Source organism: Arsukibacterium sp. (assembly GCF_018402695.1).
Taxonomy (GTDB): Bacteria; Pseudomonadota; Gammaproteobacteria; order Enterobacterales; family Alteromonadaceae; genus Alishewanella.
In genome coordinates this window covers 40,308-65,551 of the sequence record NZ_JAGYIM010000013.1, presented here as the reverse complement: position 1 = coordinate 65,551, position 25,244 = coordinate 40,308, and the positions used below count along the sequence as shown (strand labels likewise).

The 25,244-nt window shown below is 49.2% G+C and carries 25 protein-coding genes and 1 riboswitch; of the genes, 6 read left to right on the top strand and 19 right to left on the bottom strand.

Annotation, left to right across the window (positions count from 1 at the left end):
• Window positions 1-9 precede the first annotated feature (9 nt).
• From KG631_RS06905 to KG631_RS06870, 8 genes are all read right to left on the bottom strand, one after another.
• On the bottom strand, window positions 10-1,014 hold the full coding sequence (locus tag KG631_RS06905; RefSeq protein ID WP_213997176.1) for an ArsA family ATPase: 1,005 nt from the start codon (window positions 1,012-1,014) through the stop codon (window positions 10-12).
• Complete coding sequence (locus KG631_RS06900; RefSeq protein WP_213997171.1) at window positions 1,005-1,277, bottom strand: cory-CC-star protein; 273 nt, start codon at window positions 1,275-1,277, stop codon at window positions 1,005-1,007. The genes KG631_RS06905 and KG631_RS06900 overlap by 10 nt, the downstream gene beginning before the upstream one ends.
• The gene (locus KG631_RS06895) at window positions 1,267-2,958 is read right to left on the bottom strand and encodes a carbon starvation protein A (protein WP_213997168.1); all 1,692 of its coding nucleotides are present in this window, start codon (window positions 2,956-2,958) and stop codon (window positions 1,267-1,269) included. The genes KG631_RS06900 and KG631_RS06895 overlap by 11 nt, the downstream gene beginning before the upstream one ends.
• 129 nt (window positions 2,959-3,087) lie before the next feature.
• Complete coding sequence (locus KG631_RS06890; protein ID WP_213997166.1) at window positions 3,088-3,438, bottom strand: YdbL family protein; 351 nt, start codon at window positions 3,436-3,438, stop codon at window positions 3,088-3,090.
• A 13-nt stretch (window positions 3,439-3,451) separates the two neighbouring features.
• Window positions 3,452-3,640, bottom strand: coding sequence for a YnbE family lipoprotein (locus KG631_RS06885; protein ID WP_213997165.1), 189 nt, complete (start codon window positions 3,638-3,640; stop codon window positions 3,452-3,454).
• A complete protein-coding gene (locus KG631_RS06880) occupies window positions 3,637-6,321 on the bottom strand; it encodes a YdbH domain-containing protein (RefSeq protein ID WP_213997162.1) in 2,685 nt (894 codons plus the stop codon). Before KG631_RS06880 ends, KG631_RS06885 begins: the two co-directional genes overlap by 4 nt.
• Window positions 6,322-6,513: 192 nt before the next feature.
• Window positions 6,514-8,211 carry a M28 family metallopeptidase gene (locus KG631_RS06875; protein ID WP_213997160.1) on the bottom strand — a complete coding sequence of 566 codons (1,698 nt, stop codon included), beginning with the start codon at window positions 8,209-8,211 and terminating at the stop codon, window positions 6,514-6,516.
• A 53-nt stretch (window positions 8,212-8,264) separates the two neighbouring features.
• A complete protein-coding gene (locus tag KG631_RS06870) occupies window positions 8,265-8,861 on the bottom strand; it encodes a hypothetical protein (RefSeq protein WP_213997158.1) in 597 nt (198 codons plus the stop codon).
• A gap of 119 nt (window positions 8,862-8,980) precedes the next feature.
• Between KG631_RS06870 and KG631_RS06865 the strand changes: the two genes are divergently transcribed.
• Both KG631_RS06865 and lysC read left to right on the top strand, forming a co-directional pair.
• Window positions 8,981-9,253, top strand: coding sequence for a DUF3081 family protein (locus KG631_RS06865; RefSeq protein WP_213997157.1), 273 nt, complete (start codon window positions 8,981-8,983; stop codon window positions 9,251-9,253).
• 163 nt (window positions 9,254-9,416) lie between these two features.
• A riboswitch (Lysine riboswitch) is annotated at window positions 9,417-9,590 on the top strand.
• A gap of 94 nt (window positions 9,591-9,684) precedes the next feature.
• The gene (gene lysC, locus KG631_RS06860) at window positions 9,685-11,034 is read left to right on the top strand and encodes a lysine-sensitive aspartokinase 3 (RefSeq protein ID WP_213997155.1); all 1,350 of its coding nucleotides are present in this window, start codon (window positions 9,685-9,687) and stop codon (window positions 11,032-11,034) included.
• A 68-nt stretch (window positions 11,035-11,102) separates the two neighbouring features.
• Here lysC and KG631_RS06855 read toward each other — a convergent pair whose 3' ends face one another.
• Both KG631_RS06855 and queC read right to left on the bottom strand, forming a co-directional pair.
• On the bottom strand, window positions 11,103-12,353 hold the full coding sequence (locus KG631_RS06855; protein WP_213997153.1) for a dicarboxylate/amino acid:cation symporter: 1,251 nt from the start codon (window positions 12,351-12,353) through the stop codon (window positions 11,103-11,105).
• A gap of 144 nt (window positions 12,354-12,497) precedes the next feature.
• Window positions 12,498-13,154 (bottom strand): 7-cyano-7-deazaguanine synthase QueC, encoded by a 657-nt coding sequence (queC, locus tag KG631_RS06850; RefSeq protein ID WP_213997151.1) that lies wholly within the window; start codon window positions 13,152-13,154, stop codon window positions 12,498-12,500.
• A gap of 96 nt (window positions 13,155-13,250) precedes the next feature.
• Here queC and queE point away from each other — a divergent pair, with 96 nt between their 5' ends.
• On the top strand, window positions 13,251-13,919 hold the full coding sequence (gene queE, locus KG631_RS06845; RefSeq protein WP_213997145.1) for a 7-carboxy-7-deazaguanine synthase QueE: 669 nt from the start codon (window positions 13,251-13,253) through the stop codon (window positions 13,917-13,919).
• Between the two features lie 36 nt (window positions 13,920-13,955).
• Here queE and KG631_RS06840 read toward each other — a convergent pair whose 3' ends face one another.
• Window positions 13,956-14,537: an LON peptidase substrate-binding domain-containing protein gene (locus KG631_RS06840; protein WP_213997141.1), complete on the bottom strand. Its 582-nt coding sequence runs from the start codon at window positions 14,535-14,537 to the stop codon at window positions 13,956-13,958.
• Window positions 14,538-14,707: 170 nt separating this feature from the next.
• Here KG631_RS06840 and KG631_RS06835 point away from each other — a divergent pair, with 170 nt between their 5' ends.
• A complete protein-coding gene (locus KG631_RS06835; RefSeq protein ID WP_213997139.1) occupies window positions 14,708-15,475 on the top strand; it encodes a transporter substrate-binding domain-containing protein in 768 nt (255 codons plus the stop codon).
• A gap of 17 nt (window positions 15,476-15,492) precedes the next feature.
• On the opposite strand, the gene KG631_RS06830 is transcribed toward KG631_RS06835, so the two are convergent.
• The 4 genes from KG631_RS06830 to KG631_RS06815 are packed head-to-tail and all read right to left on the bottom strand — an operon-like array spanning window position 15,493 to window position 18,373.
• Window positions 15,493-15,933 carry a DUF2069 domain-containing protein gene (locus KG631_RS06830; protein WP_213997138.1) on the bottom strand — a complete coding sequence of 147 codons (441 nt, stop codon included), beginning with the start codon at window positions 15,931-15,933 and terminating at the stop codon, window positions 15,493-15,495.
• On the bottom strand, window positions 15,930-16,517 hold the full coding sequence (gene wrbA, locus KG631_RS06825; protein ID WP_213997137.1) for an NAD(P)H:quinone oxidoreductase: 588 nt from the start codon (window positions 16,515-16,517) through the stop codon (window positions 15,930-15,932). The genes KG631_RS06830 and wrbA overlap by 4 nt, the downstream gene beginning before the upstream one ends.
• A complete protein-coding gene (gene arsC / locus KG631_RS06820; protein WP_213997136.1) occupies window positions 16,517-16,864 on the bottom strand; it encodes an arsenate reductase (glutaredoxin) in 348 nt (115 codons plus the stop codon). Before arsC ends, wrbA begins: the two co-directional genes overlap by 1 nt.
• Window positions 16,865-16,924: 60 nt before the next feature.
• Window positions 16,925-18,373: a M48 family metalloprotease gene (locus KG631_RS06815; RefSeq protein WP_213997135.1), complete on the bottom strand. Its 1,449-nt coding sequence runs from the start codon at window positions 18,371-18,373 to the stop codon at window positions 16,925-16,927.
• A gap of 255 nt (window positions 18,374-18,628) precedes the next feature.
• On the opposite strand from KG631_RS06815, the gene KG631_RS06810 reads away from it, so the two are divergent.
• The gene (locus tag KG631_RS06810) at window positions 18,629-19,720 is read left to right on the top strand and encodes an AI-2E family transporter (protein WP_213997133.1); all 1,092 of its coding nucleotides are present in this window, start codon (window positions 18,629-18,631) and stop codon (window positions 19,718-19,720) included.
• Between the two features lie 84 nt (window positions 19,721-19,804).
• On the opposite strand, the gene KG631_RS06805 is transcribed toward KG631_RS06810, so the two are convergent.
• The 4 genes from KG631_RS06805 to KG631_RS06790 all read right to left on the bottom strand — a co-directional run bounded on the left by KG631_RS06805 (window position 19,805) and on the right by KG631_RS06790 (window position 24,109).
• Window positions 19,805-21,826, bottom strand: a complete 2,022-nt coding sequence (locus KG631_RS06805) for a TonB-dependent receptor (protein WP_213997126.1) — start codon at window positions 21,824-21,826, stop codon at window positions 19,805-19,807.
• Window positions 21,827-21,840: 14 nt separating this feature from the next.
• Complete coding sequence (locus KG631_RS06800) at window positions 21,841-22,965, bottom strand: PQQ-dependent sugar dehydrogenase (RefSeq protein ID WP_213997124.1); 1,125 nt, start codon at window positions 22,963-22,965, stop codon at window positions 21,841-21,843.
• Between the two features lie 106 nt (window positions 22,966-23,071).
• Window positions 23,072-23,542, bottom strand: coding sequence for a thioredoxin-dependent thiol peroxidase (bcp, locus tag KG631_RS06795; protein ID WP_213997122.1), 471 nt, complete (start codon window positions 23,540-23,542; stop codon window positions 23,072-23,074).
• Between the two features lie 45 nt (window positions 23,543-23,587).
• Window positions 23,588-24,109, bottom strand: a complete 522-nt coding sequence (locus KG631_RS06790; protein ID WP_213997119.1) for an ACT domain-containing protein — start codon at window positions 24,107-24,109, stop codon at window positions 23,588-23,590.
• A 184-nt stretch (window positions 24,110-24,293) separates the two neighbouring features.
• Here KG631_RS06790 and dapA point away from each other — a divergent pair, with 184 nt between their 5' ends.
• Complete coding sequence (gene dapA / locus KG631_RS06785; protein ID WP_213997257.1) at window positions 24,294-25,175, top strand: 4-hydroxy-tetrahydrodipicolinate synthase; 882 nt, start codon at window positions 24,294-24,296, stop codon at window positions 25,173-25,175.
• Window positions 25,176-25,244: the final 69 nt, after the last annotated feature.

Below are 25,244 nucleotides of genomic sequence, written 5' to 3'. Positions count from 1 at the left end.
AAAAATCAGCTATAAACCGGCTTGGTCCAGCAGGCTTGCCATATGTTGCAGCGCAGTAAGCCCCTGAATGTCCGTGGCTTGCAGTGGCACCTTGTAGCGGGGAAGGCTAGAAAAATCTTGTTCTATCTGGGCTAAATGGACTTTTTCCTGGCTGCGACGCGCCGCCAGAAATTCACCATCGGCACTGTCGGGCAGAATACGGTTGATTACTAACCCTGCCAGCGGTAGCTTTTCGTGCTGCAAGCTTTGCACGGCACGGCCGGTTTCCAGAATAGGTAGTTTTTCCGGGGTTAGCACGAACAGCAGGGCACTTTGTCGCTTATCAGTCAGTATTTCGCGGGTGCGTTGCAATAATCTCTGGCGGGTCAGCAGGGTGTCGGTAATGGCTTTGTTACGCTCATCCATACCGGAGGTGGCGTGCTCATCTGGATCAGCCAGCGGGTTGGCCACATCGCGACCTGCTTTGGGCGTTAAATGCCCTAATATGTCACCGAGTTTCTCTGAGCGTTTATTCGCATTGAGCAGCCCCTGAGTCCAGGCGGCCATGGCTTCGGGCAGACTGAGTAGTCGCAAGGTATGGCCGGTGGGCGCAGTATCGAAAATAACCAAATCATAATCTGATAAGCCCAGTTCGATGACACTGGCCATCCGCTCCAGCATAGCGGCTTCCTGCGCGCCCGGCGATTGGCGGGTTAAACGCATTTGCCGTTCAATTTCGCTGAACATTTCTGGCCGGGTAAAGCGTTTTAGCTGGGTGGTGACTTTTGCCAGGTGTTGTTCAACTTCCCGGTCCGGATCGAGTTCCAGACCATCCAGATTTGGTGCCAGCCGGGTTATACTGTCGCCAATAGGGCGGTTAAAAGCATCACTAAGACTATGCGCCGGATCGGTAGAAACCAGCAGGACTTTTTTGCCTCGCTGTGTTGCCAGCAGCGCCAGCGCCGAGCTGGTAGTGGTTTTGCCCACACCGCCTTTACCACCCACTAACAGCAGCCGCTTATCGGTTAACAGCATTTTATGTTATCCAGGGGGGAGTGTTCCATACCCATCCGGGTATGCCAGTCGTGAAAGCGTTCCATTAGCAGCGGTTGTAACTCCAGCGTGTAATAACTGGCGGGGTTAGGTACCCCCATCATTTCCGAGAAAATCAGCAGCATAAACAAATCGTCCTGCTCGCGTTTAGCCCGGGCAATAGCACTGCGGTAGGGCGCGTTATAGGCTTCTTCGGCGTAAAAACTGGCCTGGCGCAGCCAGGCCTTAATGCTATCAAGCTTCATGTTCTTTTGTCGCGGGACTGGCTTTATTAGCTTTAATTTGTTTGCTTAAGGTGGCAGTGCATTCCAGTGATACCAAAATGGCAGCGGCCAGTACCACTAAGTCCAGGGTGAACAGAAACCAGTCGCCCTTATCATAAAAACTCTTCAGCTGAGTCAGCAGCGCCAGCGTTGTCATAATTAACAGAAAAACTAATGGTGCCAGGGTGTACCACATTGGCCGGCGTTTTTTAACCAGCATAACTGTTATGACTAACAGCGTTAAGCCCGCCAGTAACTGGTTAGTGGTGCCGAACAGTGGCCAGATTAACATGCCACCTGAGCCATCACCGCCGGCACCAAACGCCAACAGGAGACAGGTGCCAACCGCTAACAGGGTTGCCGGAGCGGCTTTTTGCATCCAGCCAATATTATAGATATGGCCCCATTCCTGAAAAATATAGCGTTGCAGGCGCAGGCCGGTATCCATAGTGGTGCCGGCAAACAATACCACCATTACCGTTAACAGGGTTTGTGCCAGCACCGTATCCAGGCCAACGCCTTGCTGCAGAATATTCGCGCCACCGGTTATAAAGGCCGATACCCCGCCCTGGCCAAAGCTGTGATAAATAGCCTGCCAGTCAGCCAGACTGGCAAAACCTGCGGTGGCGGCAATAATAGCCGCTAACGCTAATGAGCCTTCGCCCACTGCACCAAAATAACCAACAAAACGCACATCCGGTTCTTTATCCAGCTGTTTCGAGGTAGTGCCACTGGATACTAAACCATGGAAGCCGGAAATGGCGCCGCAGGCAATGGTCACGAATAGCAGCGGGATCATTGATGGCGTGTTTTCCGGCAGATTGGTATTGAAGGCCGGTGCAACCAGTTCCGGCCCGGAAATCAGTACGGCGCCGTACATCAGAATTAAACCGATAAACAGTTGGATGCCGTTAATATAGTCGCGTGGTTGCAGTAACATCCATACCGGTAACAGCGAGGCAATTGCGGCGTAGGCAAACAGGATTATAATCCAGCTTTGGTTGTCGCTTAGCGGGCCAACCATTTCAGGCAATGCCAGTGGCAGCATCGGCCCGGCATAAATCATGGCGTACAAGGCTATTACGCCAATAACCGTCACCATCAGCAGGCCGATAAGCTTACGATAAATCAGCTGGCCGATAATCAGGGCGACGACGATGGCACCCCAGACTGGAATAGTGGCACTGGGGAAATTAATCAACTGACCGGCAATCACCACGGCAAACACCGCGTTAACCATCAGCAGTACCAGGAAAATCACAATCATAAAAATACTGCGGGCGCGGTTGCCGACGATATCACCGGTGAGTGAACCTATCGATTTCGCTTTGTTGCGGGCACTGGCCCAGATAGCGCCAGCATCATGCACCCCGGCGAAGAAAATGGTACCAAATACTACCCACAGAAAAGCGGGCACCCAGCCCCAAATCACTGCGATAGCTGGCCCGATAATGGGGGCGGCGCCGGCAACCGAGGTAAAGTGATGACCCCAGAGGATATATTTGTTGGTTGGCACATAGTCGATGCCATCCTGCATCTCATGGGCAGGAGTACGAAAATGTGGATCAACCTTAAAAATTTTTTCGCAGATAAACTTAGAGTAAACGAAGTAGCCTAGTGCCATGGCGCCCAGGCCCATTAACATCAAAAATATCGCGTTCATTCAACTACCTCTGACTGGGTATTAAGACAAGCTAAGCATAGTACAACGTTCGTCAAAGGATAGGGATGCGACTAAAGTCTAACACCAGCTCGCGTTGGGCAACGCAAGCTGGTCATTATCCCGTATGGATTAACGTTTTTTGATCCATTCGCCATCAAGCAGAACAAAATGGCCGCTGGCGGTTTTCTCAATCGCTTTTTTGCCGGCAATCGCTTCTACATCGGCCACCGCAATATTGTTTTGTTTGGCCATTCTGGTGTATTCAGCACGGCGGGCGTCGTTAATCAGCTTAACAACCGCCTCGCTTTGTTCGGTACTTTGTACTACACCCAGATAACCATTAGGTTGCTCACCCACCAGGCCTTGCGATTTAGTCTGGCTCAGTGCTGCCATAGCTTGCTGCAGATTCATTGCCATTACCGGCAAACTTAACGCTAATATTAAACCTGCTAAGAACAGGCGAAATGTTGTCAGTTTCATCAGTATGATCTCCTTAGAATAAGCCACTGTTTTCGCTAAATAATTCATCAAGTTGTTTATCTACTTTGATATAGATTTCATGCTGAATTTTGACGTTAAGATTGATATTTATCGGTTCATTCGGTAGTTCAACCTGAACTTTAGGGGTACAGGCCAGTAACACCAGACTTGCAGTTAGCACCACCCCGGCTAGTCGTTTCATGGTTTTTCTCCATTGGCAGCCGCAGCTGCTTGTTGTTGTTTAAGATACTGTTGGACCCGCTGGGTGATCACATCGTTCAGCTTATTAGTCAGTTGCAGGCTGGTAATCAGTGCCGGCAGATCTTCCTCCAGATTCACATTTAAATTAATGGCCCGCCCTTGTTGCAAATTGGGGTTGCTACCCTGTAACTTCAGCCCCAGCACAAGTTTGCCACTGGTATCGTAGCTGATATCACTGCTAAGTACCGTATACTGGAAATTTTCCAGTGCATCCAATACCAGTTTCATATTGCTGTTAGATTTTGCCATAGCGCTGGCACTTTCTGACTGATACTGCAACCGTCCGCCCGGCGCTTCAGCTGCTATACTGCCGTCCTTAACGCTAAACCCCTTCGTACCAATAGTAATGGGCACGGTTCCAGAGAGCTTGCCATTGCCGGTTAGATCACTGGACGGGTGTTGTTGCAACAGGCTGGCTAAGTCAATTTGCTGCAGCTGCAGTATCAGTTGGTTTTCAGACTGGCTGAAATCCAGCTGCTGGTTATTAGCGGTTATTTTACCTTGCATCAGCTGTAATACCGCTTGCTGTAAGTTGACAGTTAATTGCTCTGGACTGGCTAATGGCAGGGTAGCAGAGCCAGTCAGGGTAAGGGGGCCCATTTCAAAACCATGGTTAAGTCTGTCAAGCTGGAAGTCTTTGGTGTTGACGAGTAAGGCGTTATTGGCCAAAGCGACGTCGATGCTGGCATTTAAGCCGGCAAACAAACTTCGATCGTAAATACCGCTTAAATCGCCCAACTGTAATTGACTACGGCTGGTTAATTCGCTGGGGCTAAAATTGATGACACCACTGCCACTGAGTTTGCCCCGGTTTAGCGTAAGGAGTTCAGGCCAGGCATTGATGGTGGCTGTCAGAGGGTTTCCCGCCAATAAAAAAATCTCAGCTAACTGCCATTGTATCATCACGGCACTGGTTTCAGCCTGATAGTTCAGCTGGTGCGAGACCGTTATACCGGCATCATTACTAAGCTGGCCGTTTTCAACAGTAAACTGCGCCGCGTTACCACGAAGCAGGCCCTGCCACTGCCAGTTCTGGCTGAGTAAAGCCGGATGACTGAGCTTATCGACGCTGATCTGAAGGTCCGAGTTTAAATCTGTTATACCGCTTTGATCGCCACTGACCTGACTACTGGCTAACGATACCTTAAGGTTATCGCCTGTTACGGTGTCTGTGGTAAAGGCGCTTTGAAGCGAACTGTGATCTTTGACTGCCACTTGCCAGCTGCCAGCCTGCCACTGACCGCTAAACCCGGCTTCCAGCTGCAATCCAGTCAGTAAAACAGCCTGTTGCGCTAGTTTCAGCCGGGCAGCTTTGGCTGAGACATCAGCCTTTTCAATGGCTATCGCTAAAGTATCTGTCAGATTAACTGTCAGCTCACTGTCCAGGCTGAAACTGGTGTCGCCCTCGCTTGATAGTGCCAATTGCAACGGTAAGGCGGCCAAATCTAATGGCCTGGTAGTGGCGGAACTGTTGGTGTTGGCACGGATAACAAAGTCGACCGGATTCAGGTTAAGGCCGTAATCCGCAATAGCAGCGGGCAGTTCCAGCCCAGCTAAGCTGCCACTGGCGTTAAGTTGCCAGTTGGTCACAACCTGATTTTTCAGGGTTAGCTCTGCATTCAGTTCGCCCTGAATTAAGCCCAGTTGCGGCAGATAAAACGGGTCAGGGGCCCGGCCGACAACTATTGCGTCAATATCGTGGTTGCTAAGCAGAGTACTCAGATCGCCATTGGCAGGTAACTGCCACTGCAGTTTGCTGTAAAGTTGCACCGGTTGCTGAAACTGCGTCAGCCAGGTGTCTGGCAACACAATGCCCCATTGGCGCAGCAGCACCTGATTGGCGCTGGAGGGGGGCGACAGCGCCAATGCTATCTCAGCAACAGCAAGTTCGGTAGCAGCCGGCTGGCTGGCGAGCTGCAGTTTAACCCTTAAGCCAATTTGCTCTGCCTGCTGCGCCGTTATTTCCAGGGTCGGTTGCGGTGCCGGCTGATAGGTCAGGTCAATCAGAAATTGTGATATCGCCTGGTCTTGCTGTTGCCGGTCTTTTGCTTGCTGGTTGCCTGCTGCACTGGGTACTGAGCTCAGAGTCAGTTGGCTTTGCCAGTAGGCTGGTTCGCTGGTATCGGCTGGGCTGGTAGATTGCGGTGGGTTGACGTAGCTTACGTAGCCATTTAAATCCAACGGACACTGGCCAGCAGAGCAGGGTAGCGTTAGGCGGGTATCGTCAATATGGATATGTTCCGGCAACCAATCTGGCAATTGCCAGTGAGCAGGGAGTGTAAACGGCGTCTGTTGTGATGCTGCTGCGGGCCGGGTCGGCTTATCCAGCGTGATCTGGCCGGGGCCCAGGCTTACCCGTTGCAAGGCGGGTTTAAATGCTTGTGGCCATCGCCAGTGAATATCGACGTTTTGCAGCTCAACTTGATGCAAAGCGCCATTATGTTCCAGTTGTAAGCGAACGCTGGCAAATGAAGCACTTCGCAGGGTAAACCGGCGAAAATCCAGCTGCAGATTACTAATGCCGGCCTGAGCAATTTGCTGCTGTAGATACCAATAGCCAACGGCAGCTATCACCGGTAAGCCGATAACCAATATTAGCAATGCTTTTAAAAAACGTCGCATAGTGTGTCCAAACGGCACCAGTCAGGTAAGTTATTAACGGCTGACAATAATTGTTAATGTAGTTAAGACTACCTGAATCAGTTCTGAATTAACAAGTTAGCTTGAAAATGTCGAACGACCTAGTTATTAATTGTAAAAAAAGGGCAACCCCGTGGCTGCCCTAATTGTAGTTAAACTATAGAAGTTAGCTGCTTACTGGCGTGCCTCGGCTGAGGCATCGCGAATAGCACGGAATTCATTACCTTGGTACCAGTTTGGCCACTGCCGGCTGTTTGCCAGTTCGTTCCCCACCCGGTAATACAGGAATAAATCCTGCTGGGCACCGCGTAAGTCGAAATCATCCCGCCATTCATCCTGTACCTTATGATAGCAGCAGCTGTTGTACTCAGCGCGCTGTGCCGCGCCCCATTCAGCGCCTTTTTGGTAATGATCATTACCGCCTTTAGCGTACAGAATAGGCACGCCTTTTTTTGATAAATTGAAGTGATCAGAGCGATAAGCAATACCCGCTTCCGGGTTGGGTTCTTTCACTGCATACCGGCCTTGTTGCTCAGTATACTTCACCAGAATTTCCTCTACCTCGGTATTGCCCAGGCCAACAATTACCATATCTTTCATCGGGCCATACATATTCATTACGTCCATATTAATGGCCGCGGCGGTTTTTTCCAGCGGGAATACCGGATTTTCGGCATACCAGGCCGACCCCAGCAAGCCGCGTTCTTCTGCTGTTACCAACACAAAGGCAACCGAGCGTTCGGGCTGAGGTTGTTTGGCAAAATGTTCAGCCAGGGCAATAACTGCACCGGTGCCGCTGGCGTTGTCCTGGGCGCCGTTAAACACTTTATTGTCTGGGTTTGAGAAGTCCATTCCGAGGTGGTCCCAATGCGCCATATACAGAACATATTCGTCCGGGTATTTACTGCCTTCAATGTAGCCGATGACATTACTGGAGGTCAGCTCGCGCAAATTGTTGTTTACCGTTACCGATGCTTTGGCATTCAGCGGTACTGGTTTGAAGTCTGGTTCCAGCGCTTTTTTGTGCATGCTTGCTAAATCGGTGCCAGCGTTGGCAAACAGTTTTTCCGCAGACTCTGTAGTTAACCAGCCTTCAATTTTAGCCCGGTCCATATTTTTGTTTTCGTTGATCAGATCAAACTTAATGGGTGAACCATGTGCTACCACGCCCCAGCCGTAACTGGCTGGTGCGGTTTCATGAATAATCAGTACCATGGCCGCTCCCTGGCGGGCCGCTTCTTCGTATTTGTAAGTCCAGCGGCCGTAGTAGGTCATGGCATTGCCGTTAAACAATTCCGGATCCTGTGTGGCGTAACCTGGGTCATTAACAAACATCACCACGGTTTTACCTTTGACATCAAGGCCTTCATAGTCGTTCCAGTTGTATTCCGGAGCAACAATCCCGTAACCGACAAATACCATCTCACTGTCTTCGACACTAACCTGGTCAGTTACCTGGGTGGTCCAGGCGATCATTTCATCCCGGTATTTGAAACTGTCCGGCAGGTTTTCTCCTGTTAATGTCATATCAGATACTTGCTTTGGATCGATTTGTACCAGGGATACCGGTTGCTGGTAACTGTCACCGTCTATCGGTTTTAACCCAATGCGTCGGAAGTGTTCCTCCAGGTAGGCAACGGTCAACTCATCTCCTTTGGTTGCTGGTGCCCGGCCCTGAAACTCATCAGATGCCAGGGTTTTAATATACTCAGCTAAACGCGGATTAAATTCGGTATCAACCAGCTCAGCGGTTTGCTCAGGTTCAGGTTGAGTGTTTGCAGTTGGTGCCTCAGGCTCTTTTGAACAGGCGCTGAGGGTCAATGCCCCGGCGAGAATGAGGTAAAGTGGTGAAAACTTTAGTGACGTTTTCATAGTGGCTCCAGTGTGTACTTGGTTGTTATTTATGGTTTATTATCGTTTTACGGCTAGTCTGCATAACCCCAGGGCGCTGGTGGTAACGCGACCTCCTGGGTCAGATCAAAATCCACCCGAAACTCCCGGCCTTCCCGGATTAACCGGTAACTGAATTGTTCCGGGTAAATAAACATTTGCCAGATATTGGTATTTGATTGCGGTATACCGCGAGCGGTAAACAACTCTTTAGAATACTGGTCGGCATGAAAAGACTGTGCTGTTGCCCAACCGGCATCCAGGGTCTGTCCGCCGTACATGGTCTGATCATCATGGCTGCCATCGGCATTGCGATGGTCGTGCTTTAAGGTTAAGCCAGAACCGGTTTTAGTGATGATCCAGGTGCGTGAATGATTGTCACCGACGTGAAACGGGATTTGCAGCTGGCTGTCAGAGCACTTTCTGACATGCATAATCAGGGCACCTTCAAAACCGGGAGCCGGTGGATTATCAACGGCAATTTTACCCGCAAAAGCTTTACCGCACAGCGCTTTTAGCTTATCAAAATAGGCATCATGGGTATCGATGGAAACTAAGGGGGCGTCCTGGACAATATTGGCGCCGGCACCGAGGCTGATAAGTAAGGTGGCAGCAATAAGCGTCTTTTGCATTTTTTTCTCCTTTTAAGACAACCGTACTATACCCGCATTGCGTAAAGTCATCAAACTAATGGCTTTTAGCTGCTATGCTAAACAGCTACCCTGACTACAGCAGCGAATACGGACCGATTATGCATAATGAACTCGATGGTAAATTACTTTTAAATGTCTATGCCAAGGTAGAAAAACATGGCAAGCCAGTGGAGACTGACCACGGTGCCGGTTTTACGCTCGATGGCCTTACGGTCAGCCAGGGCTTTGATGGTTATGAGGTGTATTTTCAGTCAGCGAAAGTACAGTTAACCCTGGGGTTTCATCATAAATGGCACAGTGATGCCCAGAATGAGAAAGACATGGATGCGTTCATTGAATTAATTAAGCATATTAACAACCATTACAGTTAATTAAAGTTATTCTTGCTAAGGCAGTATTCAGTTAATACTGCTATGATGCGGCGCAAAATAACCGATAGTAATCGGTAGACGTGCGCTAAGCTGATAGACGGCTAAAAGGCTATTGCTATCTGGCGGCTGACAGGGTAAAGTGGCCGCCGTCAATCATATCTGATAGACCAGAAGAGGCGCGTTAACCAGGTAACCCGTGACAGAAGACTATACTTCGCAGCGCGGGCCAGGGGGATTAACGCCGAGAGAGCACTCTGTATAGTGAGAGTACTTTCGGTCGGGCAGGCTGAATCCTGCCGACTGTCACCTGTTTGTTTGGTGGAGAGCTTCTGGCCTTTGTTATCGATAGCAACGGTCTGTAACCATTCCCGTTTTGCTGCAATTAGCAAAAGCCATGCTCTGCTTATTTTATTTTGTAAGGAGAGACACCCTTGTCCAATCTTATTATTGCAAAATTCGGCGGCACCAGTGTTGCTGATTTTGATGCGATGTCCCGCTGTGCCGATATTATTCTGGCCAATGAAGCAATACGGGTCGTCGTGGTCAGCGCCAGCTCTGGTGTAACCAATTTGTTAGTTGAAATTACCAAAACTACGAATGTTACCGAGCGCTATGATGCTTATGCCGGCATCGAAACCATTACCCTTGCAGTACTAAACCGCCTTGCTCAGCCAGAGCAGGTGGCACAGGCTATCGAATTACTGCTGACAGAGCTCAAAGCGTTAATTGAAAACGGCGGCGCGGTATATAGCAGCGCGCACAAGGATCTTATTCAGTCATTTGGTGAACGCCTAAGTTCTGCGCTGTTCAGTCAGGTATTGCGCGAGCGGGGCGCTCAGGCACAATGTTTTGATATTCGCCGGATAATGCGCACTGACAGCCGCTTTGGCCGCGCTGAGCCGCAGGTTAAACTCATTGCTGAACTGTCTGAAGTACATTTAAAGCCACTTATTGCAGAGCAACGAATTGTAACCCAGGGTTTTATTGGCCAGGATGAGTTTGAGCAAACCACCACCCTTGGCCGCGGCGGCTCTGACTATAGCGCCGCCTTGCTGGCTGAAGCACTGCAGGCTGATACGGTGCAAATCTGGACGGATGTGGTCGGCATTTTTACTACCGACCCAAGGTTGACGGATCAGGCACGCTGTATTGCTGAAATTAGCTTTGATGAAGCGGCAGAAATGGCCACCTTTGGCGCCAAAGTACTGCACCCGGCCACGCTTATTCCGGCCATGCGGCGTAATATCGGCGTGTTTGTTGGCTCCAGTCGTGAGCCGGAAGCCGGTGGCACCTGGATTGCCAGGGAAGTACAGCAACGGCCACCATACCGTGCTATTGCCCTGCGTAAATCACAAACCTTAATCACGGTAAAAAGCCCTGATATGCTGCATGCTGCCGGTTTCTTAGCCCGGGTGTTTGATATTTTAAGCCGGCATCAGATTTCAGTCGATTTGGTCACTACGTCGGAAATCAGCGTTGCTCTCACACTGGATGAAGGCGGCATGACCAGTGCTTTTAGTCATGCCGTAGAGCCGGCACTGGCGGAACTGCGGGCGTTTTGTGAGGTGGTAGTCGAGCAGGGGTTAAGCCTGGTGGCGGTTATTGGAAACCATTTGCATAGCAGCAAAGGCATTACCGGTGAGCTTTTTCAAACGCTGGAGCGGATTAATATGCGGCTGATTTGCCATGGTGCTTCAAAACATAACCTGTGCTTCTTAGTGCAGGATGCGGATGCGCCGGCCGTGGTGAAACAGTTGCATTCAAACCTGTTCAGCGCCTGATTTAAGTTAACAACCCCAGCTTTGGCGCACCGGGCTGGGGCTGCAATCAGACGCTGGTAGTCTGAATGCTAGCGCGTAACCGCGGCAGCAGTATCTGGCATATCTGGCTGGGCGGCTTCATTTACTAAGCCTTCTGAGCGGCCTATCACCAAAGCTACCATGGTATCGCCGGTAACATTGGTGGCGGTGCGCATCATATCGATGATCCGGTCGACTGCCGCGATAAAGGCAATACCTTCCAGGGGTAAGCCAACCACACTTAGAGTAACCGTTAACATTACCATCGCCGTGCCGGGCACGCCGGCAGTGCCAACTGAAGCCAGCGTTGCCGTGCCAGCGATAAGCAGGTAATCCAGGGTATCCAGCGGTATGCCATATATATGGGCAATAAAAATAGCCGCTATCGCCGGGAAAATTCCGCCGCAGCCATCCATATTAATGGTGGCACCCAGCGGTAGCACAAAGCTGGCATAACTTTTTGCAACCTTAAGATCTTCAGTAACTACTTTGTAGCTGACCGGCAGGGTGCCGTAGCTGCTGGCACTGCTGTAAGCCACTAGCTGGGCGGGTAATACTGCCTTGAAAAAGGCCCGGATGCCGATACCGCCAAACAGTTTTACCAAGCCACCGTACACAACAATGATATGAATAAAGCAGGCGATATAGATCGCAATAATAAATTTGCTCAGTGGCAGCAGGGTGGCTAACCCGAAGCTGCCGATGGCCCAGGCCATCAGACCAAATACGCCCAGAGGTGTTAACTGCATAACCATTCGGGTGATCTGATACATTATTTCCGCGCCCGCATGGATTACTTTTTTCATTGGCTCCGCTTTTTCGCCAACGACATTTATAGCAATCCCGACCAGACTGGCAAAGATGATTATTTGCAGCACATTGCCATTAACCAGCGCGGCAACCGGATTGGTAGGAATTAAACCGGTAATAACATCGGCTACCGGTGGGATAGTGCGTTCACGCACCTCACTGGCGGTAAGTTGCAGGGCATCGCCCCAGTTCATTAAGCTACCTATGGTTAAGCCAATTAAACTGGCAATAAAAGCAGTGAACAAGAATAAGCCAATAGTTTTACCGGCCAGTCGGCCCATTTTCTGGTTATCAGCCAGCGAGGTAATACTGGTGATCAGGGCAAATAACACTAACGGCACAACCAGCATCTTAATGGCATTAATAAACAGGGTGCCCAGCGGTTTTAACACGGTGGCGGCTTCACCTAACACCAGGCCGGCTATGATGCCAAGAACCAAGGCACCTAGTACCCGTTGCCAGAAGGGGATTGCAAACCAGAACGCCAACATACGTTACCACCTGAGCGTAAAACTATCGCTAAAATAAAAAGTTGCGCCATTATAGAGACAACAAAAGCAGCAACAAGGCCGCTTCTCTATATGTTATAACCAATATGTTAGAAGGAGTGGTTCTGGATCAGTTGCAACGACATGTTATTCGTAGGGAAGCGGATCAGTAGCGTTATTCAGGGCAAAGGCTTCTAAACGCTCCTGACAGGAACCACATTTACCGCAGGCTTTTTCACGGCCGTTATAACAGGTCCAGGTCTTGCTGTAATCAAGGTTCATTGCCAGGCCGTCTGCTAATATTTCAATTTTAGTCTGATAAAGATAAGGGCTGACAATATCAACCGGCTGGTAGTTGGCAATCTGACAAACATCATTCATTTTCTGGACAAACTCTGGCCGGCAATCCGGATAAATAAAGTGGTCACCGGAATGCGCGCCATAATAAACCGCCCGGGCACCGATTGAGTCGGCATAGCCCACGGCTAACGACAGCAATATCATGTTGCGGTTGGGCACCACTGTCGATTTCATATTATCGGCGGCATAATGGCCCTCTGGCACATCGATGTCACTGGTCAGGGATGAGCCACTTATCAGCTGGTTAATTGCTGAAATATCAACAATTTTATGGTTTATATTCAGTTCTTTACAAACATTGGCGGCACATATCAGCTCTTTAACATGACGCTGGCCATAGTTAAATGATAACGCATAAACGTCGTGGCCGGCGGCTACTGCTTTGTGCAATATGGTAAAAGAATCCATACCACCAGAATAAATAACCACAACTTTTTGGCTCATCAGTGCCTCTCTCTGTATAATACCGGACAAATTGGCCGCGCATTGTACTTGAACATCGCGGTCAGATCACCTGCTTGTCATAAAGGAAACCGCGGCTTGTTGTATAAGGTTAATGAAATTTTCGAAACCATCCAGGGCGAAGGCAGTTTTACCGGGGTGCCTGCGATATTTATCCGGCTGCAAGGTTGCCCGGTGGGTTGCGCCTGGTGTGATACCAAGCATACCTGGCTGGTTAATCCTGAGCTTGAAGTTAAGCTGGACAAGATGATGGCCAAAGCCGGTGATACGGAGCAGTGGACTTCTGTATCTGCTGAACAAATACTGACCCTGTTTAAAAATGAAGGTTACCAGGCACGACACGTGGTAATTACCGGCGGTGAGCCTTGCATGTATGATCTCAATCCGCTTTGTAACACTTTGCAAGACGCTGGTTATCAAACCCAAATTGAAACCAGCGGCACCTTTGAGATTCGGGTACCGGCAAAGAGCTGGGTTACCGTATCGCCAAAGATAAATATGAAAGGTGGCTATAACGTGTTGCAAAGCGCGCTGGACCGGGCGGATGAAATAAAGCATCCGGTGGCCATGGATAAACATATAGCGCAGCTTTTACAATTGTTAGAGCAAACTGACATCAGCACTAAGCTAATTTATCTGCAGCCGATTAGCCAGCAAGCTAAAGCAACCGCCCTGGCCATTGCTTACTGTAAAAAACATAACTGGCGGCTAAGTGTTCAGGTGCATAAATATTTGGGAATAGAATAGGCAAGTGTTAGGTAAACGGTATTAAGCTCACATTGTTCAAGTATTATGTTCAAGCCAGTTTTGCAAACTTTCCAGGCAGGTTAGTGGGTCATGCTCAGCTGACAGCTTTTGTTTCAACCCGGGTTGCATTGGCATTAATTCCAGCCAGCGCGATGCCAGCCAGCTGGCGTTATCAAGCTCAGGCTCAGGATAGAGTTGCTGTAATTGAGGGTATTCTGCCAGCAGGTGGAGCAGTGAGCTGGCAAGGTCGGTATAGCGCTGACTCAGTCGTGTTGCAGGCCAGCTGCTTAACTCATTAACCTGTGCGACATTCAGACCGTCTTCCTCCTGCCAGCGCCGGGTAATTTCTACCCGGGAAATCCCCCGGACGGTGATACCTAACAGGCCATCTGGAAGTTGTTCAAAATCGTCAATAACGACCTCGGTTGCCAGTGGTAGGATCCGATCTTTATGTTGCTGGGTGACAAAAGGGTTTAGTAAAGCCATCGCGAAGCTGCGCTTTCCCAGTCCAGCCTCTTTTACCAGCCTGATATAACGTTTTTCAAACACACGTAAGCGCATTTTACCGCCGGGTAAAATAAAGCTGCTTAATGGAAATAACGCCAGTTGTTTACTCATACTTCAATTCACTGCGATTCAGTTGCCGAACATATTAAGGTTACGGCTGTTGGGGGGTATCAGATCGGAGTCTGCCTGATATTTCTGAGTGTCGCTAAACTGGCTATTTTAATAAAGCATGTTAAATTAATTTAGTAAACCATAACGGTGTGGAATGCGAAGAGGTTTTAATGCTGTTTATCCTGCGCCAGGGTGTCAGGCTCTTATTGCTGATAGGGTTAGCAAGCTTCACTGCTGCTGCCAGCGAAAGAGGCGCTTTACGGGCTGTGGTTAGTGACAGCAATACGCCTCCCTATGCCATTTTTGATGACTCTGGCAGACTGAGCGCCGGTTTAAGTAAAGATATTCTGGATGCATTAGCACTGGTGAGTCAGCTTGATATTCAGTATCTGGATTTACCCAGGGCGCGGATAGAAAGCTGGCTGGAGTCAGGACAGGCAGATATTGCCTGTTTTCTCAATCCGGATTGGGTGGCAGAGCCGAGTCAGTATTTCTGGAGCCCGCCATTATTTGCTACCCAGCAATTATTTATCCGTCGGGCTGATAGCCCACCCATTAATGCGTTACCTGATTTAGCCGGCAAACGGGTAGGCACAACCCGGGGCTTTACTTACCCTGAGCTGGAGCAAGTGTTTGCGCTGGGCGATGTTATTCGCGACGATGCTCATTCGTTACAAAGTAACTTAAAACGACTTGAGCAAGGGCGGCTTGATGTGGTGATGAGTGTCGACTTGTCTTATTATTTTTTTATGAATAATGGGGGGGTAGGAAATTTTGGTGCTGATCCTATCTGGTCAGCACCCCCTTCGGTTTACTGTGCAATCAGTCGTCATAATTCCCAGTTGGCCTCACGTTTAATCAGAGGGCTGAATACACTGGTAGATAATAAGTTCATTGCCCGCCAACTGCGCCGCTACAAAGGCGAACAAGCCGACTAAATCACACTGGTCGATGGTTACTGTCGTGGATCGTCTTTCAGCCTGGGGATTTTTAACCCGAGCTCTATCCCCCGATGCCTTGCATAGTAAGTGCAGCCAATAAACATTGCTGAAGCTAATACCAGCTCAACGCCTGCCAGCAACTGATATAAACCTGAACTGACCCATAGGTTGGTTAAACTATGCAAAAAGTAAATCATCACAATAAAATTAGCCCAGGCAAAGGTATAGGCTTTGCCGGTAATAATGCCGTACATTGGCAACCATAGCGGCAACCACAACAGGCCAGTGCTGATTAATTTATTGCCTGTTACCTCACTGGCGCCACCATAGCTTGCCGGGGCTAACCATAACAACCACAATGGGATTAGCAACCATAATCCCCAGTATCCGGTTCGGGCTATTCTCAGATACAATCTGGTTTTAGGTGCCATTGCCACTTCAGTGTCGTTATTCATTGTTTGTCAAAACCTGCAGATTTAAGGGACATACTCAGTTGAGCAAGTCGCTTACCAAAAGCGACAGCCAGGCGTTGCTCATCCACACTTAATTTGGTATCACCTTTTAGACCACTGACATGAGTCGGGCCATAGGGCGTGCCACCAGTTTGGGTATTGTGTAATTCCGGCTCAGCATAGGGAATGCCCATTAATACCATGCCGTGGTGGAGTAAGGGTAACATCATACTCAATAAATTAGCTTCATTGCCCCCATGCATACTGCCAGAGGAGGTAAACACACCGGCGGCTTTGTTGATCAGTTCACCTTTTAGCCAGACACTACTGGTATTGTCCCAGAAGGCTTTGGCCTCAGCCGCCATGTTACCAAAACGCACCGGGCTGCCAAATGCCAGACCATCACACAGGCGCAGATCCGAATTGCTGACAGCGGGATGACGGCAGGGGTGCTCTTGCTCAAAACCGGCAATACTGCGAACAACCGCTATGGCACCGGCCTGGGTAATACCAATGGCAATTTTCTCGGCCAGTGCTGCCACGCTGCCATGCCTGGAGTAATAAAGTACCAAAACCTGAGCGCTCATCAGAGAATTGCGCTTATATTACTTAATGGCCGGCCAATGGCTGCCCGATCACCATTAATAACAATAGGCCGCTCAATCAGCTTCGGATTTTCTGTCATTGCTTTAATCAGTTGTTGTTCGCTAAGGGCCGGGTTGTCAAGTTGCAACGCGCTATATTCTGCCTCTTTACTGCGCAGTAAGCTGCGGGCAGAAAGGTTAAGTCTGGCAAGAATGACGGTTAATTCAGCACAGGTTGGTGGGGTTTTCATATAGTCGATAACAGTTAAATTATCACTGTCATGTTGTTGCAGCAACGCCAGGGCATCGCGGCTTTTTGAGCAACGAGGGTTGTGGTAAATCGTAATCATAGTGTGTCCGTTAACGTTCAGTGTCTGGTTAGCTGTAAGAAGCTGATAAAATAACCTTGGTTACATTTGTTTAAGCCGGTCAAACTCAGCCTGGAGCTGTTGTTTTTTTGCTTCGACCCGCCTGTTTTCCAGGCGGGAGTTTTCTCCAATATGATTTAACGCTTCGTTCAGATCATCAATGGCTTTCGGGTAGTTCGCCAGTTGATAGTATAAATCTGCCCGGGCTTCATAATATTTCGGATAATCTTCAAGTTGCTTGTAGGCATCAGACAGTAAGTCGTAAGCAAGGATATTGTCGCTCTTATAATAGAGTAAGTTGCGCAGCAGGTGGATTGCCAGGCGATAACTGCCCGCTTTAACCGCCGCATTAGCATAGTTCAGGGTAACAACCTGGTTATTGGGTCTGATCAGGTACTCCTGCTCCAGCATTTCCAGCGCTTTTTCAAATTGATTCTGGCCCAGTAAAATATCTGTGTAGGCATCTACATAATACAAATTGTGTGGGTCTTGTTGCAGTAATTCTTCAATAATCTCCTGGGCTTCAACAAACTTACTATTGTCAAGTTTAGCCAGGGCCAGACCGTAAAGGTTGGCTTTAGTGTTACCACCCGGCTGGCTCAACCTTTGCTGAAATATCTCTATCGTTTCTTTAGTCGGGTATTGATAACGTGCTAACACCCGGGCTTTGCTTAAAATGTAATCCTTGCTATCGGGCACGTAACGCTTTGGAAATTGCTCGGCCCGAAGCCGGGTGTCACTTACCCTGGCCTGAGACAGCGGGTGGGTTTGCAAAAACGCCAATTGCTGATTTACAAAACGATTTTGCTGCGTCAGTTTATAAAAAAATTCGGGCACTGCATAAGGGTCGAAACCCGACTCAGCCAGTACTTTCATCCCAATTCGATCGGCTTCCTGCTCGTTACCCCGGGTAAAGTTAATGGCACTTTGCTGTGCTGCACCCTGGGTTGCCATCATTGCAGCCATACCGGCATCAGGGTTGACGGTTGCCAGTACAACGGCCCCCAGTATTGCGGCTAACGACATAGGAGCACGTTGATTCTGGGCTTCGACAAAGCGGGCAATATGACGTTGGGTTACATGGGCTATTTCATGCGCTATAACTGAGGCAAATTCGCTCTCAGAATCGGAGATGGCCAGAGTGCCGGTATGCGAAGCAATATTACCGCCCAGGGTCGCAAAAGCGTTAATATTTTTATTGTTAACCCAGTAAAACTTAAAAGGAAATTTAACATCATTAGCCCGGGCAACTAAGCGGTTACCCAGGTCATTGATATACTCGTCAAGCAATGGATCGTAGACCATGGGCAAATTCCCCCGGGTCTGGCGCATCAACACATCGCCCAGTTGTTTCTCTTTTTCAGGTGTTATAGTCGAGAAGGCGTTGCCACCAATATCAGGCAAGCCAGACTGAGCCATCGCCGGGCTGCTCAAAATACTGAAACTGGCCAGGCAACCAATTAAAAACTGCTGTGCTGCTTTATATGACATACTGCCCCGATATTAGTGTCAGATGTTGGCATTAACTGGACTATTGGTCTGCAATCTGGCGTTTTAGTTCAGTAGCAAGCGGGTAAAACCCGCAGCGCTATTCGCTGAAGTTAAGCAATCAGACTATTCTGCAAAAAGGGCAGTTAATTTAGCATAATCTGCCGTTGCTCTGACAGATTAGCCACAAAATTTGTTGTAAGTTAGTTATACTAAACCAATAAGTTATTAGTAAAGGCAAAGGGTTGGAGCGGCATTATGCTGGACTGGTTAAAAAAGTGGTATACCAATAAGTTTTCAGACCCGCAGGTTGTCACCTTATTTTTAACGCTGTTATTGGGTTTTCTGGCTATTTACTGGCTTAGCGGCATGCTAGGGCCGGTACTAGTTGCCATTGCATTTGCTTATTTACTGGAATGGCCCGTCACCCGGTTAACCCGGTTGGGTTTTAGCCGTACCATCAGTACCAGCGTCGTGGTCGTGACCTTTATCTCCGTCATTACACTTATCGTTATGTCCATTATTCCTGCGGCCTGGGCCCAGGGACGTAATCTGGCGCGTGATTTACCCAGCATGATTGAATCAGGCAAAACCTATTTGCTTGAGCTGCCCGAAATGTTTCCGGGGGTGGTAAGTGCTGAACAAATCTACCTGATGATTCAAACCGCCGATGAACGGCTTATGACGTTCAGCCGGGAAATTTTATCACTGTCACTGGCCTCAATTTTTGATTTAGTCGCAGTGTTGATCTATCTGGTTCTGGTACCGGTAATGGTGTTTTTTATGTTGAAAGACAAAGAGTCGTTAAGCACCAGCTTTGTTGGCTTGCTGCCAACTGAGCGCAAGCTGATAAGTCAGGTCTGGCATGAAATGAATGGCCAGATTATGAATTATATCCGTGGCAAAATTCTCGAGATCCTGATTGTTGGTGCGGTCAGTTTTGTCGTCTTCACCCTGTTTGGTTTGAATTATGCGTTATTACTGGCGGTATGTGTCGGATTTTCAGTGCTGGTCCCTTATATTGGCGCTGCATTAGCAACGCTGCCTATAGCCCTGGTAGCGCTGTTTCAGTGGGGGCTTACGGCAGAGTTTGGTTATCTGATGCTGGCTTACGGTATTATTCAGGCGTTAGACGGCAATGTGCTGGTACCTCTACTATTTTCTGAAGTCGTCGACTTAAACCCGGTGTTTATTATTATCGCCGTGCTGTTTTTCGGGGGGCTGTTTGGTTTCTGGGGGATTTTCTTTGCTATACCGCTGGCATCGCTGGTTAAAGCGACAATAAAAGCCTGGTCGAGCAGGGTCCACCCACAGCATGAAACTGCCGTAAATGGCCCGGTCGAACCCTAACTGAAATACCAAGGTCAGCGGGCCAAGGTTTTCAGGTAATAGTTTCCTGATAAAAGTTACCAGGTCAGCGGTGCCAGGCCACAATTACCAACGATAAGTTGCGCTAATGCCGGCTGCAAATTCACGGCCTGCGGCAGGTTCAAATGATCTGCCATTGGCCTGGTTAACGACGACTGCACCGACATAGGCTTTATCCGTAATGTTATTCAGGCTAAGCCATTGGCTAAATTGCCATTGCTGATAGCGCTGCTGACTGTTGATGCTGGCATTGAAGTAGATAGCGGCGGGGGCGGCATCACTATTGGCATCATCGGTATAGACTTTACTACGATAATGGCCTTGCAACGTAACGTGTAAGGGTAAGGTTGATAGGGGTGTAAAGTGCCACTGCCAGTTGAGCTCACTGCCAGCCACTCCGGGTAACTGCATGCCTGCGCGTACGCCATCATCAAATTCTGCCTGCAAGATATGACCGGCTAGCTCAGAGCGCCATTGAGCTGATAATTGATAATGCCACTGAAACTCAAGACCAAATCGGGATGTTTTGCTGGCGTTGGCAAAACTGGTGCGTCCACCATCACTGCTTTGGGCGATAATTTCATTGTCCGTTGCGATCGTAAACAGGCTGAAACTGGCGCGCTGCTGGTTATTTTGCCATTTAAGGCCTGTTTCCAGCTGCCGGTTGGTACTGGCGTCTAGTTGCAGGTTAATTCCTCCGCCATCAGGGCGGTATGCCAGTTCTGCCAGAGTCGGGGTTTCAAAGCCTTTTCCGGCGCTGGCAAACCAGGCCAGTTGTGAGCTTAACTGCCAGTTAACGCCAAGCGCAAAAGCTTGCTGATAGTAGTTTCGCCGGCCGCTATCGTCCGGGTTATCACCCTGAATGAAATAATCAGTTATCTGGTAGGCTAAATCGGTGTAACGCCAGCCGCCATGCCAGTTAATATCAGCATTGGCCTGATAATTCACCCGGATAAATCCATCTAAGTTACTGGCCTGGTTTTCTTCATCCCGACGCAGCTCCCCGCGCTGTCCAAAATCATTGATAAAGCCAAAGCGCCGATCGTCGGTCTGCACGGCACTGCCGCCAATAACTGCATTAACATTGTTATGCAGTATCAGCTGATACTGGCCTTTTAGGCCATGATACTGCCTGTTTAGCAGTACTTCACCGCCTGCTGAAGTAATAGCTGAACCGGGAAAGGCCAGCCGCTGACTGATATCGCGTTCGCCCTGCCACAGCGCAAGCTGAAAGGGGTTAGTACTGTCATCGGATAAACTGATACTGGTTTGCCGTTGCTTTACCGTTTTCTCGGTATCGAAGGTCCGGGCGGCTGCTACACTCTGGCGTGGGTTTTCCCGCCACTGCTCCGGGCTTAAACTCAGCGGGTCCTGTAAGTAGGGATCATATGCCCAGTCATAACGCAGGTTCAGCTGCAGGCTGTCAGTTAACTGCCGCTGCCAGCTAAGTTGCATCTGGTCTTTTGCTGCCCGCGAATGTGGCCGGTAACCGTCAGTTTTAAATTGCTTTGCTGCCAGTTGCAGGCTTTGCTGATCATTAACCAAAGCAAGATTAAGCTGCTGCTGTTGATGTTGTTCGCTTAGTGCTGCACTGGCGGTCAGTTCGCTCTGCCTGGGTTGCCGGCTATTGAGTGAAATTACCGCCCCCGCGCCATTACCATACAGCACCGCCAGAGGCCCCCGCAGCACTTCTATACTTTGTATATTATCAAGCAGCACACTGGCCAACTGGCCCTGGCCATCCGGTGCGCTAAGCGGAATGTCATCTTGTTGCAGGTATATGCCCCTTATTCCAAAAGGGCTACGACTGCCAAAGCCCCGGACACTTAAGCGGGTATCCTGGGCAAAATTGGCCCTGCTGTCTGCTTGCAAGCCGGCGATACCTTGCAATAACTGGGCGCTGTCGAATAATAAGCCTGATTGCTCTGGCCAGGATATATCGACACTGGCGGGACTTTGCAGCCAGTTTTGCGCACTATTGGTAGCGCTGACGACGATGATCTCTACTGGCTCTTCAGCATTGATAGCTGGCGTAATAAAAAGTACCGCCAGCGAACTGGCGGTAACAAGTGGCTTAAAACGAAGCAAAAGGCATTATCCTGTTATTTTTTTGGCGTTAATCGTAAGATCTGACCATCTTTGCGATCAGTTAATAAGTATACCGCGCCATCCGGCCCTTGCCGGACATCACGAATACGCTGGCCAATCATTATCCGCTCTTCGTGGCTGACGTTCTCGCCGTTTAATTCCAGCCGCACCAACTGACCAAATTTTAGTGAGCCCACCAGCAGGTTCTGCTGCCAGGGTTTAAACAGCTCACCCGTGTAAAATGTCATACCACTTGGTGCGATTGACGGTACCCAATAATGCAACGGTTGTTCCATTCCATCTTGCTTGGTTTTACCAATTTTACCGCCACCATATTCTTCACCATAAGTAATTTCTGGCCAGCCATAGTTGTGATCAGCGCGGGCGATGTTAATTTCGTCACCACCTTGCGGGCCATGTTCATGGGTCCAGAGCTGCTTAGTTTGTGGGTGCAACGCCGCGCCCTGAATATTACGATGCCCATATGACCAGACATCGGCAAGGGCATTATTCTGTTCAAGGTAAGGGTTTGCATCCGCTGGACTACCGTCGGTTGTTACTCTGACCACTTTACCATGGTGAGTGTCTAGCGTCTGGGCATCGTCACGGCGCTGGCCACGGTCACCAAGTGTTATAAATAAGTCACCATTGTCTGCAAAGACTAAACGGCCGCCAAAGTGATGCCGGCTCTCAAATTTAGGCTGGGCACTGAAAATAACCTGTAAATTGCTCAGCGCGTTATCTTTAAGAGTAGCACGGGCCACTGCAGTGCTGCTGCCGCTGGCGCCGGGTTCGTTATAACTGAAAAAAATCTGATTATTTTGATTAAACTGCGGGTGCAGCACAATATCCAGTAAACCACCCTGACCAGCGACTGTGATGTCCGGTAATCCCGAGATCGGTTTACTGAGGCTGCCATCGGCGTTGACATAGCGCATCCGGCCGGCCCGCTCGGTTACCAGCATTTTTCCATCGGCCAGAAATGCCAGGCCCCATGGGTGTTCGAGTCCTTCACTGACAACGTCTAACTGCAAAGTGGCTTTTTCGGATTTAATTTCAGTGGTTTGTTGGGCATGCAGGCCGCTGCTAAATGCAAGCAATACCGCAGAACCGACCAGCATTTTGGTCAGAATATTCATAACATCTCCTGTAAGGTTTTGTTTATCCTAGTCGTTTTGCCGGCATTTGGAATAAAGACAAGTCAGAATAGCCAGCCGGCACGACAAATGTCGGTTACCAACGCGCTTAATGATGTTGCAGGTAGTCCAGTACCACCTGATGATGGTCTTTGGTTTTAAATTTATCAAATACGTGAGCAATACTGCCGTCCTGGTTTACCAGAAAGCTTAGCCGATGCAAACCATCATAGGTTTTACCCATAAATTTCTTACTACCCCACACGCCAAACTGTTCGGCGACCTGATGATCTTCATCACCAAGCAGGGTGAAATTAAGTTGGTCGCGTTCGGCAAACTTTGCCAGCCTTGCCTGAGTGTCAGTGCTGATACCGACAATTTTAACACCATACTCAGCGAACTGCGCCTGGCTGTCCCGCAGGCTGCATGCCTGAACTGTACATCCCGGTGTCATAGCTTTGGGGTAAAAATACACCAGTACTCTGCTGTCTTTAAGTAAACCGCTTAAACTAACCGCTTGGTTGTGCTGATCGGGAAGGGTAAAGTCTGGCGCTTGCTGGCCGGCTGTTAATGTTTGCATAGTAGTTCCTTAAACCTCAACATTTATCTCAATAATGGCTGGTACCTAACGGACAGTAAAGGTACCCGAAAGATTCAGTTCTGCCAGAAGCGCCATAACATCATGTTCAATTAGCGCTGGCTGCACACCATCCGGAATTTCCAGGGTCATCTGGCAGTGCATATAAACGCTATTGTCGTCATTAACCGATGTCGCCGACTGTAGTGAACCGATATAAATATTCTGACTGGCCAGTAAGCCGGTTATTGCGCCCATGGTACCGACCCGGTCGGGTCCTGAGTAATCCAGCACGTAATGGGCAGCAACCTGGGTTCTGGGTCGGGCACTGGTACGTTTGGTCATGGTTGTCAGATCAAGTTCCAATCCGAGCGCTGGGATCAGGTATTCAATTTTACTAATTGCCGCCTGATCACCCTGAATTAGCATGATAAATGTAAATTCATTGCCAAATACGGCCATCCGGCTGTCGATAATATTGGCATTGTAATCTGTAACCAGCCGGGCCAGCTTACTGACGATACCTGTTCGGTCAGTACCAATAGCAGTAATTACCAGTTGTTGAGACATAACACTCCAACCCAAACATGTTGAAATAAAAAAGTGATACTGAACAAGCTGCTAAGCTTACCATAAGCAGCTTAGGCTAACTATTAGCATTATCGTTTTCGCGTCTTGTGTTTGTCTGCTGCACTCTTTAACATAGGCCGCCTTATAATTATCGCCCGAGTTTATGGTGGAGCCCGTGTCTGTGATGTTTAGTGGAAGTTTTGTTGCCCTAGTAACCCCTATGCTGCCCGACGGCACGATCGATTTTAAAGGTCTGGATCATCTGGTTGATTTTCATTTGCAGCAAGGCACTGATGGCTTGGTTATTATGGGTACAACAGCGGAAGCTGCGACCATCAGCTTTGCCGAGCAGCTTAATATTATCGAGCGGGTAGTGAGTCAGGTTAGCGGCCAGATCCCGGTGTTGGCGGGTAATGGCACTAATGCAACCAGTGAAGGCATAGCCCGCACCCGTGAACTTGATAAACTGGCAATAGATGGCTTTCTGACGGTTACCCCATTTTACAATAAGCCAATGCAAAAAGGCTTGCTGGCGCATTTTCAGCAAGTAGCTGCCGCTACGGCTAAACCGCTGTTGTTGTATAACGTACCAGGGCGCACAGGCGTTGACCTGCTACCTGAAACGGTAGCAGAGCTGGCGATGACCGACAATATCGTGGGAATTAAAGAAGCGACCGGTTCGCTGGCCCGGCTGAGCGAATTGCAGCAGGGTTGCCCGGCGCAGTTTGCGTTATTAAGCGGTGATGACGCCTCGAGTCTTGCTTTTATGCAAGCAGGCGGTCATGGTGTAATTTCAGTTACGGCAAATGTGGTGCCGGGGCAAATGGCCCGGTTGTGTAAATTGGCCCTGGCGAAGCAAACGACAGCAGCCAAAGTGTTAGACGACCAGTTACAAGGCTTGCATCATCAGCTTTTTATAGAATCAAATCCCATTCCAACCAAGTGGGCGTTGCAGCGAATGGGGTTAATTAACTCAGATTTTATGCGTTTGCCACTGACCCAGCTGGAACCAATTCACTATGGGATAATCGAACAGGCACTACAACAGGCTGGCGTGCTGGCTTAGGGGCCGGATTTTATATTGACTAATTTTAGCTGGCATTTGTTGCCAGGCATTCAGAACGATTTTCTCAGG

Excerpts from the sequence above, each read along its gene's own strand:
- KG631_RS06905 (WP_213997176.1), bottom strand. The coding sequence starts at position 1,014 with ATGCTGTTAACCGATAAGCGGCTGCTGTTAGTGGGTGGTAAAGGCGGT.
- KG631_RS06900 (WP_213997171.1), bottom strand. The coding sequence starts at position 1,277 with ATGAAGCTTGATAGCATTAAGGCCTGGCTGCGCCAGGCCAGTTTTTAC.
- KG631_RS06895 (WP_213997168.1), bottom strand. The coding sequence starts at position 2,958 with ATGAACGCGATATTTTTGATGTTAATGGGCCTGGGCGCCATGGCACTA.
- KG631_RS06890 (WP_213997166.1), bottom strand. The coding sequence starts at position 3,438 with ATGAAACTGACAACATTTCGCCTGTTCTTAGCAGGTTTAATATTAGCG.
- KG631_RS06885 (WP_213997165.1), bottom strand. The coding sequence starts at position 3,640 with ATGAAACGACTAGCCGGGGTGGTGCTAACTGCAAGTCTGGTGTTACTG.
- KG631_RS06880 (WP_213997162.1), bottom strand. The coding sequence starts at position 6,321 with ATGCGACGTTTTTTAAAAGCATTGCTAATATTGGTTATCGGCTTACCG.
- KG631_RS06875 (WP_213997160.1), bottom strand. The coding sequence starts at position 8,211 with ATGAAAACGTCACTAAAGTTTTCACCACTTTACCTCATTCTCGCCGGG.
- KG631_RS06870 (WP_213997158.1), bottom strand. The coding sequence starts at position 8,861 with ATGCAAAAGACGCTTATTGCTGCCACCTTACTTATCAGCCTCGGTGCC.
- KG631_RS06865 (WP_213997157.1), top strand. The coding sequence starts at position 8,981 with ATGCATAATGAACTCGATGGTAAATTACTTTTAAATGTCTATGCCAAG.
- KG631_RS06855 (WP_213997153.1), bottom strand. The coding sequence starts at position 12,353 with ATGTTGGCGTTCTGGTTTGCAATCCCCTTCTGGCAACGGGTACTAGGT.
- queC (WP_213997151.1), bottom strand. The coding sequence starts at position 13,154 with ATGAGCCAAAAAGTTGTGGTTATTTATTCTGGTGGTATGGATTCTTTT.
- KG631_RS06840 (WP_213997141.1), bottom strand. The coding sequence starts at position 14,537 with ATGAGTAAACAACTGGCGTTATTTCCATTAAGCAGCTTTATTTTACCC.
- KG631_RS06835 (WP_213997139.1), top strand. The coding sequence starts at position 14,708 with ATGCTGTTTATCCTGCGCCAGGGTGTCAGGCTCTTATTGCTGATAGGG.
- KG631_RS06830 (WP_213997138.1), bottom strand. The coding sequence starts at position 15,933 with ATGAATAACGACACTGAAGTGGCAATGGCACCTAAAACCAGATTGTAT.
- wrbA (WP_213997137.1), bottom strand. The coding sequence starts at position 16,517 with ATGAGCGCTCAGGTTTTGGTACTTTATTACTCCAGGCATGGCAGCGTG.
- arsC (WP_213997136.1), bottom strand. The coding sequence starts at position 16,864 with ATGATTACGATTTACCACAACCCTCGTTGCTCAAAAAGCCGCGATGCC.
- KG631_RS06815 (WP_213997135.1), bottom strand. The coding sequence starts at position 18,373 with ATGTCATATAAAGCAGCACAGCAGTTTTTAATTGGTTGCCTGGCCAGT.
- KG631_RS06810 (WP_213997133.1), top strand. The coding sequence starts at position 18,629 with ATGCTGGACTGGTTAAAAAAGTGGTATACCAATAAGTTTTCAGACCCG.
- KG631_RS06800 (WP_213997124.1), bottom strand. The coding sequence starts at position 22,965 with ATGAATATTCTGACCAAAATGCTGGTCGGTTCTGCGGTATTGCTTGCA.
- bcp (WP_213997122.1), bottom strand. The coding sequence starts at position 23,542 with ATGCAAACATTAACAGCCGGCCAGCAAGCGCCAGACTTTACCCTTCCC.
- KG631_RS06790 (WP_213997119.1), bottom strand. The coding sequence starts at position 24,109 with ATGTCTCAACAACTGGTAATTACTGCTATTGGTACTGACCGAACAGGT.
- dapA (WP_213997257.1), top strand. The coding sequence starts at position 24,294 with ATGTTTAGTGGAAGTTTTGTTGCCCTAGTAACCCCTATGCTGCCCGAC.